The organism is Superficieibacter sp. 1612_C1 (assembly GCF_015234305.1).
In the GTDB taxonomy this organism is placed as follows: domain Bacteria; phylum Pseudomonadota; class Gammaproteobacteria; order Enterobacterales; family Enterobacteriaceae; genus Superficieibacter.
Genome location: NZ_JADGMI010000002.1, coordinates 977045 through 994196, shown reverse-complemented (window position 1 = coordinate 994196; position 17152 = coordinate 977045). Strand labels below are relative to the sequence as shown.

The following is a 17152-nucleotide window of genomic DNA, read 5'->3' as shown; positions in this document are numbered from 1 at the left end:
CCCCTCGCCCGCCACGCTGCCGTTAACCTGCCACGCGCCATTCTTCGGCAGGCGCCACCCTGTCTGACCATCAACAAAGTTACTCGACTGAAGAGAATCGCTGATTTTGGCGAAATCAATGCTCGCATCCTGGATCATCGCCGAGCGCAGATATGCCGTCGCGCCACTCACCGCAAACGCCAGCACCCGGCCACCGGCCGCATTCGGGTTATAAATCCCGAACTGGTCAGCGTCGATAAGAAACGCGGAGGTGCCTCCGGAGCCATCAATACCCAGTTGAATACCGGCCGCGTAGGAGCGCCCCTGAGCATCAACCTGAACCTTAACACCCCACTGCGCCGACAGCTTGCCGGACACATCCGCCAGCGCGGAAGACGTCACCTGGATAGCGGCGGCATTATCACCGACGCTGGCCTGCAGGGTGTTCATCTGCTGCGCCACCGCACCCGCTTCATTCGCGATGGTCACATTCACCTCGTTGATGGAGGCAGTGATTTTCGTGTCGTTGCTGACGATTTCGGCACGCTGCTCGTAAAATCCTCTGAACTGCGCGAACCCGGCCTGGGCAATAGATTCAACGGTCTGGTTCAGCCCCGACTCCGCGCCCTCCACACGCGTTTTCAGCTCACTGACAGACTTGGTATTGGCGGTAATATCCTTGCCCTGCTGGGTAACAGTGGCGTTGGTCTGCGTCAGCGCGCTGGATTCCGCCTTGTTGCCAAGGTTCGTATTGAGCGACTGAATGCTCTGGGACTGAGCCGTCAGCGTATCACCCTGGTTTTTTACCGTCGTCTGCAACTGGCTGACTGCCGTCGCCGTCGCCGCATTGGCTTTAGCGTCGGTAACATCCTCCACGCGAATGTTATCGATCCACATCTTCCCGGCTTTCAGCAGTGAGGAAATAGCCAGGCGGACCAGTAAATCAGCGGTCGGAGTGTACTCAAAGGAAAACTCGGTCCACACTGTCGCCAAAGATGAACCTGAGCCTTTGAAGTTCACTTCTGCGATAAAGGCGTTTGACTCGCTCTGACGAATAGACGCTTTCGTGTTACCCCACCCGGTCGTTGCATCCACGCTCGCATCGGACGAAAACTTAGCCATCAGCGAAACGCGATAGGTCCGGTCTTTGAGCATCGTCAGGCCACGCTGGAACATAAGCATATTGGCCGTGCCGGAGTACTCGAAGCACTTCGTGCCCAGATAGGGGGACGTCGTGACTACCGCTGGCAGCGGCGAACCCTCCCAGAATTCAGGGCCGCTTTCGCCGCTGCCGTTGGCGATCATGTTTTCCGTGTCGGCGGCGGCGTCCTTCAGCGTTGACTTAAGTGCCGTCGTTGCGGTGGCATTGGCAACCGTATCCTGCCGGGTGGTGGTCGGAGGAATAGCCAGCGGATCATTCAGTCCTATTGGGCTGATGGTAATATCGTTCTGAGTGAAATCAGTGGTCCTGATAACAGGATCAGGCAGGGACTTCTGCAGAATAAAATTGTAGTTAGCCCCGCCCCGGAGATAGACATACTCCTGAGAGCTGCGGCTCATCTGATTTATTCCGACCGCCGGAGATTTCGCGGCAAACGTGTACTGGAATTCCTCAATATTCCGGTCAATGCTATTTGCTCCCCACCCACTCCCGATCGTCGTCCACTCAAGCGTCAGCCCAAAGTTTTTGTTAGTGTGGGTACTCCAGACTGGTTTGGTCCAGTCACTGGTCGAGTTAAACGGACGAACAACGCGGATGCGCTGCCTTATCTGGGCCTGGTTAGCCAGTGCGAGCGTTACGGGATAATACGTATCCGGATCAAGTGCTGACAGGTCCACCCTGACAGTTTTTGTTTCAACTGCATCAAGCCGTTCACTCTGGCCTTTTACCGAGGTTTCCAGCTCGTTAAACGCACTGGCATCTGCCTTATTTTTAAGGCTGTTATTCAGCCCTGTGATCGCCGTCTGCTGGCTTTCAATGTCGCCTTCCGTATCGGTTACACGCTGGCTCAGCTGATTTAACGCCTGCTGACTGGCTTTCCCTCCCACATCCGTTTTCAACTGAGTGATGGCGTCGGCCTGGGTGCTGATATCTTTACCCTGCTGTGTCACCTTAGCGTCAAGCGCGGTAGTGGCGGAGGCATTAGCGTTAGCAATCGCCGATGCGCCAGCGCCCAGACCAACCATCGTCCCGTTAACGAACTCAATGGCCGCGAAAACGCGTGCGTCGGCTGAACCGCCAACCGGGCTGACCAGCTCCTGCCCGTTGCCTTTGCCGATGCCTTTACAGCCCAGCAGGATGTACGCGCTGCGGGAAACCATCAGGTTCATCGCTTCACGACTGCCGCCCAGGCTTTCGATCGCATCATAGATCCGCGACTTACTACCGTTTGGCTCGTCGTAAGTGGTTACCGCTACATATGTCCCGTTGGCCAGTGCCGCTACCGCATCGTTAAATGCCGCTGACGCTGCTGCCGCGTTGCCGTAAAGATCGAAGTTCGTGGCGGTGAATGAAGTGGAGCCGTCCGCATTGGTTCTGAAAACTGACAGCATGTATGACCGCGCCGGTGTCGCCAGCTTAGTGCCATCTTCCTTAAAAATACCCGCGGCCCCAATACCACCAGTGCCACCACTGCCGACTGATACAGCCCGATAGACAGTTCGTCGACCGATACTGGCCTGCACCTGTGTTAATGCGGTGCCCTGTGCATCCACTGTATCGCCGATAGCTTTCACTTTCCCGTCCAGCGTGGATACAGCGCCAGCGTCGGCTTTCGTCTCAATGGCTTTTATATCGGTGATATCCATGACACGAACAAAGTCGATATCCATCGACCCGGCGCTCATGTATGAGCCTACAACGATCTTAGCGACAATATCAGAGCTACCCACCTTGTAATCAAGAGTGCGTTCTACCCACGAAGTCGGGAGCGGATTTTCGTTAGCGCCAAAGGCTACAGCGGCAATGAGTCCATCAGAGGCATTATTACGAAGCGCTAATTTCGTATTACCGGTTCCCCCGTCAACCGCATCAGCCGAGAACCTGCACATAGCTGAAATGCGATAGGTGCGGCCTTTGAGCAACAGAATTCCACGCTGTGCAACTGATGAGGTGCCATTAGGATAAGCCGAGAAGCGAAGGATCTTATCGCCGCTGTACGACCCGCCGTTAATAATGGTCTGATACTGACGATTTGCGCGGTCATCCCAGTAATCAAAATCAGACTCAAACGAGCCGTTGGTCAGCATGTTGGCCGCATCAATATTGGCATATTTCAGTGACGCACTGATGTTGGTGATCGCCTTGCCCTGGCTAGTCTGGGCATCCGTCAGCGCTTCCAGCGACTGCTGTACCGTCGCTTTGTTGCCGTTGAAGTTCGTCTCCAGTGCTTCAACGTCTTCGGCGAGGGCCTTCTCCGAAGAGATACGCACCTGGCGTTCGTTGTAAATCAGCCCGCTGGTCAGCTTAGACGGATCGGTGCCGTCGGTACCGCCGCGCAGCTGCGCCGCCAGGGTACTGCGTGCCGTGGCTTCGGCAGAGTCTGCCGCGATACGCGCTGTCGCTTCATCCTCGAGCGCCGCGGTACTGGCACCCGGTGCCGGTCGACCCACCGCTATCCAGTCAATCAGGAAATAATCGCTGGCGGTCTGTGTTGCACCAATATCCAGGCGGATCTGTGCCACGTTCGCCAGGGTATTCCATTTAATATCGCTGAAATCAATTGTGGCCACGCCGCTGGCATCAAAAGCAGGCTCAGGCAGCGTCACCATATTCGTGTCGTTAAAGGCCGCCGTATCGCGCCAGCGCAGCTGACCACGCCAGGCTGGTTTGCCTACTTTTCTGATACGCAGCTTAACGAAGCGATAAGACGCCGCATCTACTGCCAGCGATGCCGGAGAGACAACGTAAGGGTTATTAGCGTGGTTCGCCGGGCGCAAGCAGTTATCGACCACCGTCGGTGTGCCGTTGCCGGTCCAGCCTTCAACACCCGAAGAATTGAAATGCCAGATTTTCAGGGAATCGAACTGCGTGCCGCTGCCCGCCGCCACCTGCGCGATCGACTGCGCCAGAGAGTCCGTTTTGTTCTGAATAATCAGGTTGGTTTCAGAAATTGCCGCCTCGCGCGTCAGCTGCTCGTTAAGCAATCCATTCGCTGCATCAGCTGCGACCTGCTGATCCTGCTGGGCGCGCGTTGTTGCCTCCGCCGCGATCGCCGCGGTCCGGTCGCTGGCTTCTTTGGTCAGCGCCTGGCTGCGGGCGGTTGTTTCCTTCGAAATAGCCGCGGCGCGATCAGTGGCTTCTTTGGTGATGGCAGCCGAGCGGTCAGAAACTTCTTTCTGAATGGCGTTAACGTTGTCCTGAATCGACTTATCCAGCTCTTTGTACGTGTCGGTGTCGCGGATCGCCTCGTCCATGTTGTCGATGTAGTCAGCAACGTTATCAGCTGGCATACCGCTGACCCAGCCGGTCCAGGCGCTCTGGTTACCGTTTTTGTCCACCAGCCGCGCACGGTACCAGAACGTCACGCCGAATTTCAGGCCGAGCTGCTGGTATGTCTTTTGCGGGTACGGCACATCGGCCAGCAACAACGGATTTTCGCCGGTGGACGCCGCGCTGTACTGGATCTCGGTTTTGAGCGTATCCCCGGTACCGGCCGGAAAATCCCAGTTTAGTACGACACCAAAGACAATCCCCTCAGTGCGCAGGCCTGTTGGTGCAGGCACGGCCCCGGTACGACCTTTAAGGTGCGTCAGGACTGATGTTGTCCACAGGCTTGATGCACCACCAGAGTTGATAGCCCGTACTCGTACCAGATAATCACCTTCGAAAATACCAGGTACTTCAGCACTTCTCAGGCCAGTCTGAGGTGTGTTGATCCACTCATTGTCCCCGCGCTTCCACTGCATCTGATAAGCCACGATATCAGCCTGCGGCTTGCCGTTTTTATCCTGTGGCGCATTCCAGATAGCAACAAGCGTGGCGACACGCTGCCCCTGTCGGACAGCATCGTAACTCGAAACGTTAACATCACCGGGCTGCGACACCAGACCAGTGGGGATCAGACTGATTGGCGGGATATCCAGCCGAGCGTTGTTATCCACTGCATCATATTTTGAGGCGTTATACTCCGCACCCGTAATGGTGTACGTGTTTTCTTCATCATTAAACGTGAGATTGGTAACACGAAAATATTGCAGTCGCAGCTGGCCTGCATCGATAACAAAAATTGCATTTGGCGCAGGCTCTGCCTTGAACGGCGTGGCGATAATCAGTTGAGAACCATTTACCGCCTGAATGGTTCGGCTTTCGACTATCCCGCCATTCGTGCGGATCATCAGCGTATCGCCAGGAACAGCACTGGTGCCACGGTCAGTAAACACGGCTTTTATTGAACCGTCGTAACCGGTTATGCGCCCGCCATATACGCGCCCGGAAACGCGCTCATCTGCGAACGCAAAGACCGTACCGGGTATGTAGGCGAATCCATCAAGCCCGGTCTGCAACGTGATGATGCGATCAAGCGAGTTGGAATAAACTGCCCATCCGCCGCGGCGCTGTGCCTCGCTTTCGCGGGAACAACCGATGGCAGTGAGCTGTGTCTGCTTAAATTTGAACTGTTTTACCAGGTCAGGAAACATCACTGCCGTGGTACGGTCCTGGTAATGGTTATCCGGATCGCTGAAATTGATCAGCGCAGAACTATAGCGATTCTTCTCGCTGCCGCTGGAGTAACTCGGTTTGCCCACCACTGAAGCACGGGTGAGGATTTGCAGCTTCGAAGTATCTGCAGGCATGTCGGAAACAACGTTAAACATGTTGTTGCCCCAGAACGTCATGCCGTTGAAACCTGCAGCAATATCTTTGATCACCTGCCAGGCGTCAGCCTGAGACTGGATGTATACGTCGAAGATGAAACGCGGTTCGGTACCGTTGCCGCCCTTACCGTCAGGCACACGCTGATCGCAACGCTGGGCGATACGGTAGAGTTCCCATTTGTCGAGCATTTCAGGCGTTACGCGGCGCCCCAGGCCAAAGCGTTGTTCAGTCAGTACGTCGAACCAGATCCACGCCGGGTTATTCGTCCAGCTCCATTTGAATGTGCCATCCCATGTGCCACTGTAAGTACGCGCTATCGGATCATAGTTCGAGGGGATCCGGATGATACGGCCTTTTGGCTTACAGGAAATTTTTGGCGTATCACTGAAGGTTTTTGCATTAAACGAGGCGTATAACAGCGCGGTGTGCGGGTAGCGCAGACGGGCATCGATCACCTCAGTAATGGCCTGGACTTGCGTCTTGTTCTGCAAAAGCTGGCTTGTGCTATCGGCAGTATCGCGAACAACACGGATTTGCCAGCCCGTGCTGGCTTTTGGCAGATTAATACGGTGAGTGAGTTCATACAGCGAACTGAGTTTTTCTGTCACCGTTTTGGTCATGACTGTTTCATAAGAACCGCCATCCGTGGCCACATCGATATGGTAAGAAACCGTGGTACCGACAATATCACCGTCATTTTCCTGCTGCTGCAGGCCATTAATACCAATGCGCACCAGCACAGCGTCAATCTGCGTATTGCTGATAGCACGCGTCCACGGCGTAGCTTTTGTAATCGAAACGCCAAGCCTGGTTTCGTTCTCCACCGCAGGGAAGCCAGGAATAGGTTCCTGCGTCTGCGTTCCCGGACGAAAATCCCAGGAAACGTTTTCAAAATTCATGGTGCCGTCGGCATTGCCCAGCGGCGTACCATCAAGATAAATTCGCGTGGCATCCAGGCCACCCGCAAATTCACCCTCCCCCAGCGCCAGCAGCATGCGGCAACGGGCCATTGACTGAGCTGAATCCGGCTGTTCTACGGGAGTATGCTGTTTCTGGCTACCGCCCTTTGCACCAATGATCGTTGCCATATTGCGTCCATAAAAAAACCCGCCGAAGCGGGTTATGAGTTTTGGGTAATAAAAAACCCACCTAAGTGGGCAATCGTCAGTTTAACGGCAATGGCTTAACGTCCACATTGCCGCTAGGATCTGCAAACAATCTAACAGCTTTAGTCTGATTAGCGTTGAGGTTGATATCGCGTCCACTGGGAACCGCATCAGATATACACATTTTTCCTTCACCTTTAACCGCTACATTCCACTCGCCTGGTTTAAGATAAAATGTAGCTTTTTCGCCAGGATCTAATACGGCTGCCTTAATGTTGTTAAGATAAACGCCTGTAAAACAAGCGCTACCCAAGTAACCTTTATCACGTACAACAATAAGCTTTGCGTTAGCCTCTTCATTTGGAGTTTGGTACATCAAAACTCTTTCTTGCGACGCTGGCTTCGCGTCACTGGGCAAAACTGCAGTAGTAGCGCACCCATATAGTCCAAAAAAAGTAACCAACAAAAATATTCTTTTCATTTTCATAGTCTCAGAGCTTTAGGCAGCTTAAATTTTATCATTGAGAAGCTCGAATGCCAGGCTTTTGAGCAAGGCAGAGACTTCAGATATCCTCGGCCACGATCCCCGCGCTGATGATGGCTCCCCCGATTTCACGTTCGCCGTACAGGACAGGCACAGGATTACCCATAGCGATAGTGTTCACAGCACCTCCAAAAGCATATGAAGGTCTGTTATCGGGATCTTCGCGGCTTTGAAGTCCGTTCGGTTGGGGAGATAGCATCTGATAGACGCCACCAGCCATCATTCCGACGCCTGCGCTTATCATTGCACCTCCTACTGGAGCCGCCCAACCGTATGAAAGTCCAGTAACAAGAATGCCCGCCACTACCATCACTGCGCCAAGTATGGTCTGAAACAGCCCGGCTTTCTTTGCCCCTTCCATCACCGGCGCGATACGTATATCGCTTTCGCCGCCAAGGCTTTTATAGTCTTCCACCCCGATATTCCGTTTCCCCCGGAATACAGCGAATACCATGCCGTTCTTTTTGGCATTCATCAGGTATTCTTCGAGGCCGTCAAAGTTTACGCAAAGTGCCTTAACCGCTTCGGCTGATGTCTGAACTGCCATCTTGTGAACACGTCCGAACCGGGCACCGAGTGCGCCATAAAGACGAATAGTTGTTAAACGCGCCATGGTTTAATCTCCTCAGGTAAATTTTTGTGTCGGACACAGATCATCGTCCGGTCCCGAAAATAACCGCGCGCGTAAGGCGTAACGCATGACGGCTGGCCGTAAAGGTGGTGAAGCAGTTCGCCCTCCTCGGTGATAATCCCCGCATGGTTCCATTTGTCGGACTGCACCTGCATGATCACCATGCAGCCGGGCATCGGATCACTTTCAACAAACCCTTCTTTCTGCCAGTTATCGAAATAGAGGTTGTCTGGATACTGGCTTTCCCACCAGGGGTAATCCACGCGGAAATCGTTGAGCGTAACGTCCTGTATGGCGTGCCAGTCCATGATCAGCCCCCAACAGTCGTGGGAGCCGAGAATAAACGGGCGGCCTATCAGCGAAATGGCATCAGGCGTAATCTCGGCATATTCGTCGCAGTCAGGCGCATAGATGCCCCATACAACACCAGACTGGTTGCACTGCTGCCGATCGAGATCGGAGGGAATGGGCCGGGCTCCATCGCCAGGGTGGGAGTGGATAACCCGGATAATGGTTCCGGCATCTTCAGCATCAGCCCAGCGCTCACCAGCTATACGAAAGTGCTCTGCCGGATTTTCGTGACTATTCGGCGTCGGCACATAGTGCTGACGTCGGCCATCCTGAATAACGAAGCCGCAAGCCTCGCGTGGTGATTCCTCCAGCGCATGCGCCCGGATCGCCTTCATAATCGTTTTATTCATTGGGAACCTTAGCGAGAAATGAGAACGGTGCTGGGATAGCCACCAAAATCGAGTACGGCAGTGTTTGGTTCCGCCAGGCCATCACCGAAGCGTTTTCGGCAGTCGCTCAGGCACCCCCCGCACATATCCAGCGCCGGGTCGATTACCGGATTGCCTTTGGCATCGAAGTAAGCGGTGCCGTTATAGGTACAGCCGTCGCCGCTGCGGTACTGACCGCGCAAGGCCCACTCACACAGTGACGTTATCTGACGGGTGGGAATAACCAGCCCCTGAAGATCCGCCGGGCTGCTGAGGGACCAGGATACCGTTTCATCGTCTTCTGATGTTTTGGTATCAAGCCAGAAAGTCTGGAGAGAGAACATCGTTGGATCGGCTGTCGGGTTAACGCCGCCGGGAAAGTTAACCGCATCGAGATAAACGGCATAAGTATCGATGATGCTCACCCTGGCATTGACCATGTCTTTAAACTGAAGGCAAAGCGCAGTGATATGTCCGTCAAGATTCGACACACTCAGCTTAGGCTCTGCCGCCTGCTCAGTTGATAACTCAAGATCGGTTATCTGGAACGGCCAGAAATCAAATAGCCTGGGGTAATTTTTCTCGTCAACGCCAAAAGTTATGGGCTTCGGACCCAGCTTATTTTCATCACCGTTTGCCGCATTGATTTCGGCAGGTGTATGAGGAAAGGGTGAGTAGTGAAAACGGTGGATCCCACCGCTGAATTCTGAGGCATCTACTTCAACCAGGCGGACCCTGCCGCCCGGTGCCAGCATTGCCGCCTGATCGACAAGTGCCATTATGCATAGACTCCATAGGCGCGTTTGATGGTAAAGGTCAGCTCAGCAACATTACTGCTCAGCTGATTCTTCCTAACCGAATCAGCTACGACACGATAAAGCCCCTTATCTTCACCCGGCGGCGTAATGATGAATGCTTTAACCGTATGGGCCAGCAGGAAAGTACGGATTTCATTAACCTCGCCGTCTTTGCCTATGTATTTCATCGGAACCTGAACCGCAGTGGAGTTAATGCCGTTCTCAGCAATTTGTTCGTACCCGTCACCGAACTGGGCAGCGCGGATCGTCTGACTGTATTCAATCGCGCCGGCACCCAGCTGCGCGGGCCACTTATAGGTTTCAACCATATTTACTCCATAAAAAAAGCCCACCGGAGTGGGCTATCTGCCTTTGCTGAAGTTATAGATTAGCCCTCCGGGCTTCAGGTGTTTCTGCACAACCGAAGTGGCCGCGTTCCGCACCTCTTCAGCCAGAGCACGGCCCAGGGCATCGCCCGTGCCGCTGGTTTGCGCAGAAGCATTGCCATTTACATCAACATTTACGGTTGTTTTAATCACGGGTGCAGTACTCGCTGCGCCTGCGCCTCCCGACAGACCATACCGCGACGCGCGGCCGACAACGCCACCATCTGCATAACCCTGCGCATTGCGCATGATTGCGTAAAGGTTATCCACTCCCAGCGCGCTTGTTGCTTCTTTCGTGAAAACAAACTCGCCGCCATGCACGACACCCTTGGGCTGATATTTACCGCCATCACCTGTGTAGCCACCAGAATCAAACTCAGGAATATAACCACCGTTCCACGCTGGACGGTAAGACGGAACAGCGAAAGACTGCCCTGCGCCACTTCCTGAAGATGAGGTCCCGCCAGCAATCCATCCCATTGCAGCCTGGACGGTATAAGCGACCAGCAGTCGGTTGACGACCTCTGCGATCATTTTCATCATTGAAGCAGCAAAGCTCCTGAAGCTGGCCGTTCCTGTCGTCACAAGATTTGTGAGCATATCGGAAATGCCGCCGAGCGTGGACTGCGCCACGTTCTGCATGGCAGAGAAAACATTCGTCGCTGAATCCTGGTATTCAGCCCACCCCTTTTTCGCCCCCTTCAGCCAGTCACCACGAAGCTCATCCTCAGCGGTGAAGTAATCATTAGCAGCTTTAAGCTCCTGCTTATAACCTCTATCATCAAGACTACCCCCAGCATTCAGCCAGCCACTGCGCAGCTGTGAAAGCGCAGTCTCCCGGCTCGCCAGCCGGTCACTCATCACGGAACCCGTTTCAAGCGCGGCCTGCTTCTCTGCCATCTGTGTGACATATTTGCTGGCTGTATCCATCCGTTTGTTCAGTTGCTCCTGCGCGGTGATCTGATCGCCGAGGAGAGCTTTCTGTTGCGCAAGTTGCAGCACCTGGTTTTTGCTCGCCAGCAGAGACTGTTCCTGCTTCGATAATTGCCGGGTGCGCGCAGCCGCCTCAAGGACGGCAAACTTAGATTCAGTGGTATACAGATCTTTGCGCTGCTGACTGATCGTGTCATTAACAGAGCGGTGATCCTGAAGGGTTTTCAGCTGTGCCTGGAGGGCCAGTAATTCGGTCTGCCCGGCATCTTCCATGCGCTCACCGGCAGGAACAGTGTATGACTTCGTCTTTGGAGTTTTGGGATCCTTATATTTATCATCAATATTCTTTCTGAGCCTTGCCTCTTCCTCTTTGCTTATTTGCGCGCCATCCCTGATGGCTTTCGTCAGGAGCATATGCTCCTTGGCACGCTTTTGCTCATTGTTGAGAGTCTGCTCAGTCAGTTTATTGACGTACTGCTGAGCGGTAACTGCCTTTTGCTCCTTCTGATTCCTTTCATCAATGATGCCGTTGATCACGCCTTCAGTCGTTTTCTGACTCTGAAGGATACTGAGATTATTTTTCAGCGTATCGCGTGTACGTCTCGCCCGGTCAATATCATCGGATTTCCATGCACCGTAAGGCCCAGCGTTTTTTGCAGCACCGGATTCAAGATCTGATAGCGCTTTTTCAGCCCTGTCCAGATCGGCGCTCATATTTTCAATTTTGGTATCAATGGATGTTTCCCGGCCGATATCAAGCATGGAATCCCACGCTTTTTTGGCGGTGTCACCCACAGATCTCCATGCTTTTTCCAGAGAACCCAGATTTTCCTGGATGTCATTGGCCCTTGTCTGAACAACAGACGAAAAATTCTCTGTCGCTATACGAACTGCTTCCTGCTGGTTTCCCTGATCCTGTAATGCCTTAACCTGGTTGTAGGTAGATAAGGTTAAGAAATGGTATTTGTCATTGAGCTTAGTGAGAGCTTCTACCGGGCTTTGAGCGATGGAGTTAAAGTCACTAACCAGTTCCTCAGTTGCAATACCCGCCGCATCGTTCATAGACACGATCGCAGTGGTGACTTTTTCCAGCGAGCCACCCGCCACCCGCCCCGATGACACAAGCTGGCTGAGAACATCGGCAGCAGCACCCGTTGTATTATCTGAGGCCTGCGCAGCTCTGGCTGCTATATCGGCCAGCTGGCCTGATGTTTTACCGATAATGTTACCGCTAAGTATCAGTGACTCATTAAAACGATCCTGCTCTTTGCTCCCCTTGAACCAGGCATAAGCCAGGGTGCCGAGGGCAACAACTAAGCCAGCAATGCCGATGCGTGTAGGGTTGATAAATGCGCTGAACTTATTCGCATTTTCAGCGTTCTCAGCCAGAGCATTTGCATTCTCAGAAAGTGAAGAACCAGAATCGTGAGCAGCATCTTTTACACCGAATAGTGCCTCTTTGATCGCTTCAAACAGCCCGCCAATACCACCAAAAGAGTCAGCAATTTGCCCGCCCTGCTGCATAAACACCATCCACAGCGGCATTCCACCAGCGATGGACGTGGCAATATCCGTAAACTGCGCTGGCAACATTCTTAATGCCTGCCGGTACTGCCCGGCGCTGATCCCGCCTTTCTTCCACGCTTCATCCTGCTCACGCAGCTTTGCGATGAAAGGAGCTGCCTGCTGGGAAACACCGAGCTGGGCGGCTTTCATTTCCAGCAATTCGATCCGAGTTTTTCCGATCGATGTTGCCTGCTCTTCAAGTGTCCGAACAAACGAGTCGCGGATGTTCTGCGCACGCTGAACTTCGGATGCCTCGGCGCGCTCTGCGGCTTCCAGTTCTGCGATCGCATCTTTAACTATCCGGGCCTGCATGGCAGACACTTTTTTATTTTCCGCGTCCTGTACCGTTGCGGCTTCCTGCGCTTTAAGCGCAGCGATGTATGGTGCAGTCTCCTGCAGCAGCCCCATCTGAGCCGCTTTCAGTTCGAGCATCTCAGCGCGTGATTTACCAATGGCCAGCGCCTGATTGCGCAGCGACTCGACGAAGTTATCGTTCTGCGCCTGCAGGCGGGATGCTTCAGCGACAGCCTGGCGCTCTGCGGCCTGCTTCTCCCGCAGTTCCTGTGCGGCCAGCCGTGTTTGAACAGCTTCACTGGCAATAGCCAGCTCTCTCTCCCTGATTTGCTGAATCAGCGGGGCAGCATCCTGGGTTAAACCCAGCAGTGAAGCTTTATATTCAAGAACGTCTGACTTCGAGGCGCGGAAAGTGGCCGCCTGCTCAGCCAGAGAGTTCAGAAACGCGTCCTGCGCAGCGGCGGCGCGCTGGGTATCCTGCGCCAGCTTCAGTCGCTCCTGCCCTTCTACTGTTTCCGCCTCCATAACCTGAAACAGCTTGTCGCGGGTGGAATCCAGCACGGCATTAAAGCGGCTGTAATCCTCATCGCCTAACAGGCCTTTCCCGCGAAAACCAGCCAGCGAGTCCTGCAAATTCTCCAGTTCATTCATGGCCCGGTTAACGGGGCTGATTTTATTCAGGAGGTTTTGCAGTTCCTGCTGCTGCTCCTTCAGGCTTTCGCTATTTCTCCTCTGCTCACTCGTACTGGTGCGCATGGTGCGGTTAAGCGCATCTGCTTTATTCGCCGCACCAGCAGCGGTCTGCTGAAAATTATCAAGCGCCTGGTTCCCGCGCTCCAGTTCGGAGGTATTTACGCGAAGCGCAATCGTTGCAATATCGGACATTACGCCCCCTTGTGAATGACCCTGAGCGCCGCACTCTCCATGATTCGAATATCGTTTAACGCGGTTGCCTCATTCTCTATCCCACGAACCTTCATCAGCCACGGTAGAACGCTATAATCCAGCCCCGTCACCCCTCCCATGCCTGTACGCCACTGAGTGCCTGCAGACTGAAAAACCAGAAATGACGGCCAGACATCGGGCCAGACTTCAATGACCGTCTCGTCATAATCATCCGGCGTCATCCCAAAGGCCGCCATATCTTCCGCTGAGGGTTCAGGCGTATAGAGTTGCGAGGCAACCGCTATTAGTTTTTTTCACGGTTTCCCGTTAACTCACTGTAATAGGTACCCACAATGGCTTTCAGCGCACCGGGATAGTTATCGAGGAGTGTTTCAAGGTTATCGCGGTTAAATTCATCCGCCAGCGCCCAGGCTTCGGTGATCTCCTGAAGAAAATCGAGTGCGGTTTTACCTTCCAGCGTTTCAAGTGCAGCCAGCTCTTTGATCGGCTTATGCCTGAAGGTGAAAGTCAGTTTCCCGTCTTCTTCCCCGGCGCGCGGTATGCTGACGTCAGCTTTAAAGATCGGTTTCGGTTGTAGCTCAAATTTTGCAGACATAAATCTCTCTCATAAAAAAAGCCCCATTCGGGGCTTCGTGGATTAGATGAAGGATTAACTACCCGGTACAGCAGAGGTGTCAGGCAGTTTATAAAACGTCATCGCGCGGGACTGGAGCTGGAGCACCACGCTTACCGTCTCAACGTTGTTAACCGCTGTGTTTGGGATATCGTTGAACGAGATGCTTGCGGACCAGTAGCGATTTTCTTTGGCTTTCGGCACGAACATATAGGCCGCCACCGTATCGCCATTGTCATCCAGCTTACGCAGCAGGTCGTACACCGGCAGGGAAGAGTCATGAGCGATGGTATAGGTCTGGGAACTGGCAGCCTTGAAAGTGTTCAGATTTCGCTGGCGATCATCTGCGAGGAACTGAATCTGGGTCGTGTTTTGATCGCCACCAGCATTCGCCACCTCAGTGATCTGGGGTAGTTCAGTCCAGGTGGTAATTTTCCGCACGGAGCCAGCACCGCCGCCGCCCGGGTATTTATTGACGTTAGTGGTGTCAATGTTGCCAAGCGTAACGGAGTTGCCCGACACGTTGATGACACGGGCGACGACATTATCAATACCACTCCACGCAGAAGTGATATGCACCTCATCATTCACGGCGAGGTTGCTGCTGGCCCCGACGGTGATGATGGCGTTTTTTGCATTGGTGATAGCGGTAAAAGGGATACTTTTACCATACTCGGACGCAAGGTAGACGTGCGCCCCATTAGGCAGAGCAAAGCCCATAATGGTGTCTCCGATAAATGAGCATAAAAAAACCGGCAATGGCCGGCGGGGATTGGTCAGACTACGGTTTCAGCCTGGTATCTGATGCTGACGGGGACGGTGTAGGAAACTCCATCCTGAATGCCGGGGTAAATGGCAGGTGGTGAAATAACTATGGCGGTAAAACCTTCGCCACTGAGTGTCTGGTTTAAGGGAAACAGTGCGGCAACCTGGCGAGCGATCTCTTTAGCGCTGACTCTGCCACTGCCTGCCGGCACAACGACGTTAACCTGATACACGCCAGGATGTATACGGCAGCGTCCTGCCAGATCAATACTGTATGGAGATGCGGGCATATCATGCGAAACAAGGTAGGCGGCATCAGAGGGCGGCTCGAAGGGAACGTTATCCCATGCCACTGGCATACTCACAGCATCCGCCCAGGCACCCAGCATAGCATCAAACGTCGCTGTGATATCCGGTATCATTTTTAACCTCGCTTAGAGCCTCGCTGAAGAACTTCTGAAACTCAGCGGCGGTGATGCGTACCATACCCCCCGGAGCCTGTCTGGAGTGTCCCATCTCAAGCCGGTAGGCATAGGGAACGTTGTTGCAGAAAAATATTTCATTCATCCCTACTTTAAAACGGGATAAAACATAGTTCCCGGCCGCTTTTGTCATATTCCCGGTTTTATCGATACGTCCGGTTTCTTCAGTAGTATGTGCATCCAATGAAACCTGCCAGTTACCGCGAAAACGTCCGCCTGTATAGCCCGGAGGGGCTTTCAGGTCCATGCTGTCATTGACCTTGCGACCTGCCCGCAGCCGCCCTGTTTTCGTCAGGTTGTTCGGGTTCTGGCGCAGCAGACTGTTATGCTCATCCACCGCCGCGTTATAGCCGACTGCAGTCTGATTGGCTTCCCATAGTTCAGGATTGCCGACGGGCGACATATCAACCAGCCGCGCCAGGATTTTGATTCCGGCCACGCGCACAACTTCCGCCTGGTCAGCTTTGGCCTTATCCACAAATGCATTAATGGAAGCCATAAAAGCGTTATTCTCAGACATGCTATGCCCTCAGTTGTGCCCGGTAGCAAAGCACAAGATGCGCTGGTTTCACCGGGTTAGACTGAACAACCCGGTACCATTTACCCTCAAGGTCCACCATGTCGCCGGTGCGCAGCTCAGGGTCGGCGGTAAAGACAATGCGCACATCGCCATTAATGATGAGCGTTCCATCGATTTCGCCGGGTTTGTAATCAGTACGCACGCCCACGGCGGAAAACGTTTTATCCGGTTCGCGATGCTCGATACCGCCGATTACCGTTACTGTGCCTTTGCGCTTTACCAGATAATTCACGCCATTTTCTTTAAGCAGTCGCGTGCTGGTAGCTCTCATCCGGGGATAGTTAATTGCCATCTCAGCGTCGCTCAATGCATGCGTGAATGTAATCCATCTTCAGTGATTCGAGAGCTCCAACCATAACGTAAGGCTTTTCACCATTATGCCAGCAGTCGAGTACATGCCCTTCGTGGCTTAACATCACTATTGCCATAGCCTGGTAATTACCATTCCTGGCATGTTCGAGCGCCTCTTCCAGCAGACGGATTACTTCGGTCTGGTTGTGTTCGCTCTCATCATTTCGTTTGAAATCGACAACTTTAAGATCTGACATCATCCACGCCTCACATCAAAGTTGAAAACGCTCGCGCCTTTAGTCAGGCCGCGCAATAAAGTAGAAAGCCACGGAAAAGTTACTGTGCCGTCATTGCCTGAACCGTCATATTGTACGGTCACTGCCCCTTCAACGCGCTCGAGCGTTACTGCTCCGCCGCTCTTCGTCGGATTAAGGTCTGTCTCCTGAGCCTCGATAGCCAGACGGCATTGAGCTGATTTTAATCTGGCCGGAATAACAGATTTGTTTACCGGCACACCATCGACCGCCACACCATTACGAGGCCACATAAGCGGCTGTTCTGAAGAACTGCGGCTTCCGCGCCATTCGACGGACTCAAGGTAATCCATAGCCTGAATCAGGAACTGCTCACACAGAGCATTTTCAGGGGGGAGTTCATAGCCACGCGCTGAGGCAAAAGCTTTCAGTTCATCAACGCTGGCGTAACTGTTAAAGCCTGGTGAATCAGGATCGTTATTTATCAT

At 53.5% G+C, this 17152-nt stretch carries 15 protein-coding genes; all 15 read right to left on the bottom strand.

Going from position 1 to position 17152, the window contains the following annotated elements; translation table 11 throughout:
- The coding region (locus INT84_RS11060; protein ID WP_194206814.1) for a DUF1983 domain-containing protein at positions 1–6885 on the bottom strand (6885 nt) is incomplete at its 3' end.
- Positions 6886–6961: 76 nt separating this feature from the next.
- Entirely contained in the window at positions 6962–7384 is a 423-nt protein-coding gene (locus INT84_RS11055) for a hypothetical protein (RefSeq protein WP_194206813.1), read from the bottom strand.
- Positions 7385–7466: 82 nt separating this feature from the next.
- On the bottom strand, positions 7467–8060 hold the full coding sequence (locus INT84_RS11050) for a tail assembly protein (protein WP_194206812.1): 594 nt from the start codon (positions 8058–8060) through the stop codon (positions 7467–7469).
- On the bottom strand, positions 8048–8779 hold the full coding sequence (locus INT84_RS11045) for a C40 family peptidase (RefSeq protein WP_194206811.1): 732 nt from the start codon (positions 8777–8779) through the stop codon (positions 8048–8050). Before INT84_RS11045 ends, INT84_RS11050 begins: the two co-directional genes overlap by 13 nt.
- Positions 8780–8787: 8 nt before the next feature.
- Entirely contained in the window at positions 8788–9576 is a 789-nt protein-coding gene (locus INT84_RS11040; protein WP_194206810.1) for a phage minor tail protein L, read from the bottom strand.
- Complete coding sequence (locus INT84_RS11035; RefSeq protein WP_194206809.1) at positions 9576–9923, bottom strand: phage tail protein; 348 nt, start codon at positions 9921–9923, stop codon at positions 9576–9578. Before INT84_RS11035 ends, INT84_RS11040 begins: the two co-directional genes overlap by 1 nt.
- Positions 9924–9956: 33 nt before the next feature.
- Complete coding sequence (locus INT84_RS11030) at positions 9957–13658, bottom strand: phage tail tape measure protein (protein WP_194206808.1); 3702 nt, start codon at positions 13656–13658, stop codon at positions 9957–9959.
- The gene (locus INT84_RS11025; RefSeq protein WP_194206807.1) at positions 13658–13915 is read right to left on the bottom strand and encodes a DUF1799 domain-containing protein; all 258 of its coding nucleotides are present in this window, start codon (positions 13913–13915) and stop codon (positions 13658–13660) included. Before INT84_RS11025 ends, INT84_RS11030 begins: the two co-directional genes overlap by 1 nt.
- 47 nt (positions 13916–13962) lie before the next feature.
- Positions 13963–14274 carry a phage tail assembly chaperone gene (locus INT84_RS11020; protein WP_176917278.1) on the bottom strand — a complete coding sequence of 104 codons (312 nt, stop codon included), beginning with the start codon at positions 14272–14274 and terminating at the stop codon, positions 13963–13965.
- A 54-nt stretch (positions 14275–14328) separates the two neighbouring features.
- A complete protein-coding gene (locus tag INT84_RS11015; RefSeq protein WP_194206806.1) occupies positions 14329–15012 on the bottom strand; it encodes a phage tail protein in 684 nt (227 codons plus the stop codon).
- A gap of 56 nt (positions 15013–15068) precedes the next feature.
- Positions 15069–15479, bottom strand: a complete 411-nt coding sequence (locus INT84_RS11010; protein WP_194206805.1) for a DUF4128 domain-containing protein — start codon at positions 15477–15479, stop codon at positions 15069–15071.
- Positions 15451–16059 carry a hypothetical protein gene (locus INT84_RS11005; RefSeq protein WP_194206804.1) on the bottom strand — a complete coding sequence of 203 codons (609 nt, stop codon included), beginning with the start codon at positions 16057–16059 and terminating at the stop codon, positions 15451–15453. Before INT84_RS11005 ends, INT84_RS11010 begins: the two co-directional genes overlap by 29 nt.
- A gap of 1 nt (position 16060) precedes the next feature.
- A complete protein-coding gene (locus INT84_RS11000; RefSeq protein ID WP_194206803.1) occupies positions 16061–16411 on the bottom strand; it encodes a hypothetical protein in 351 nt (116 codons plus the stop codon).
- 1 nt (position 16412) lies between these two features.
- Positions 16413–16667: a hypothetical protein gene (locus INT84_RS10995; RefSeq protein ID WP_194206864.1), complete on the bottom strand. Its 255-nt coding sequence runs from the start codon at positions 16665–16667 to the stop codon at positions 16413–16415.
- Positions 16667–17152, bottom strand: coding sequence for a DnaT-like ssDNA-binding protein (locus tag INT84_RS10990; protein ID WP_194206802.1), 486 nt, complete (start codon positions 17150–17152; stop codon positions 16667–16669). Before INT84_RS10990 ends, INT84_RS10995 begins: the two co-directional genes overlap by 1 nt.

What these genes read in the sequence shown, in the direction of transcription:
- INT84_RS11055 (WP_194206813.1), bottom strand. Translation starts at nt 7,384, where the DNA reads ATGAAAAGAATATTTTTGTTGGTTACTTTTTTTGGACTATATGGGTGC.
- INT84_RS11050 (WP_194206812.1), bottom strand. Translation starts at nt 8,060, where the DNA reads ATGGCGCGTTTAACAACTATTCGTCTTTATGGCGCACTCGGTGCCCGG.
- INT84_RS11045 (WP_194206811.1), bottom strand. Translation starts at nt 8,779, where the DNA reads ATGAATAAAACGATTATGAAGGCGATCCGGGCGCATGCGCTGGAGGAA.
- INT84_RS11040 (WP_194206810.1), bottom strand. Translation starts at nt 9,576, where the DNA reads ATGGCACTTGTCGATCAGGCGGCAATGCTGGCACCGGGCGGCAGGGTC.
- INT84_RS11035 (WP_194206809.1), bottom strand. Translation starts at nt 9,923, where the DNA reads ATGGTTGAAACCTATAAGTGGCCCGCGCAGCTGGGTGCCGGCGCGATT.
- INT84_RS11030 (WP_194206808.1), bottom strand. Translation starts at nt 13,658, where the DNA reads ATGTCCGATATTGCAACGATTGCGCTTCGCGTAAATACCTCCGAACTG.
- INT84_RS11025 (WP_194206807.1), bottom strand. Translation starts at nt 13,915, where the DNA reads ATGGCGGCCTTTGGGATGACGCCGGATGATTATGACGAGACGGTCATT.
- INT84_RS11020 (WP_176917278.1), bottom strand. Translation starts at nt 14,274, where the DNA reads ATGTCTGCAAAATTTGAGCTACAACCGAAACCGATCTTTAAAGCTGAC.
- INT84_RS11015 (WP_194206806.1), bottom strand. Translation starts at nt 15,012, where the DNA reads ATGGGCTTTGCTCTGCCTAATGGGGCGCACGTCTACCTTGCGTCCGAG.
- INT84_RS11010 (WP_194206805.1), bottom strand. Translation starts at nt 15,479, where the DNA reads ATGATACCGGATATCACAGCGACGTTTGATGCTATGCTGGGTGCCTGG.
- INT84_RS11005 (WP_194206804.1), bottom strand. Translation starts at nt 16,059, where the DNA reads ATGTCTGAGAATAACGCTTTTATGGCTTCCATTAATGCATTTGTGGAT.
- INT84_RS11000 (WP_194206803.1), bottom strand. Translation starts at nt 16,411, where the DNA reads ATGGCAATTAACTATCCCCGGATGAGAGCTACCAGCACGCGACTGCTT.
- INT84_RS10995 (WP_194206864.1), bottom strand. Translation starts at nt 16,667, where the DNA reads ATGTCAGATCTTAAAGTTGTCGATTTCAAACGAAATGATGAGAGCGAA.
- INT84_RS10990 (WP_194206802.1), bottom strand. Translation starts at nt 17,152, where the DNA reads ATGATAAATAACGATCCTGATTCACCAGGCTTTAACAGTTACGCCAGC.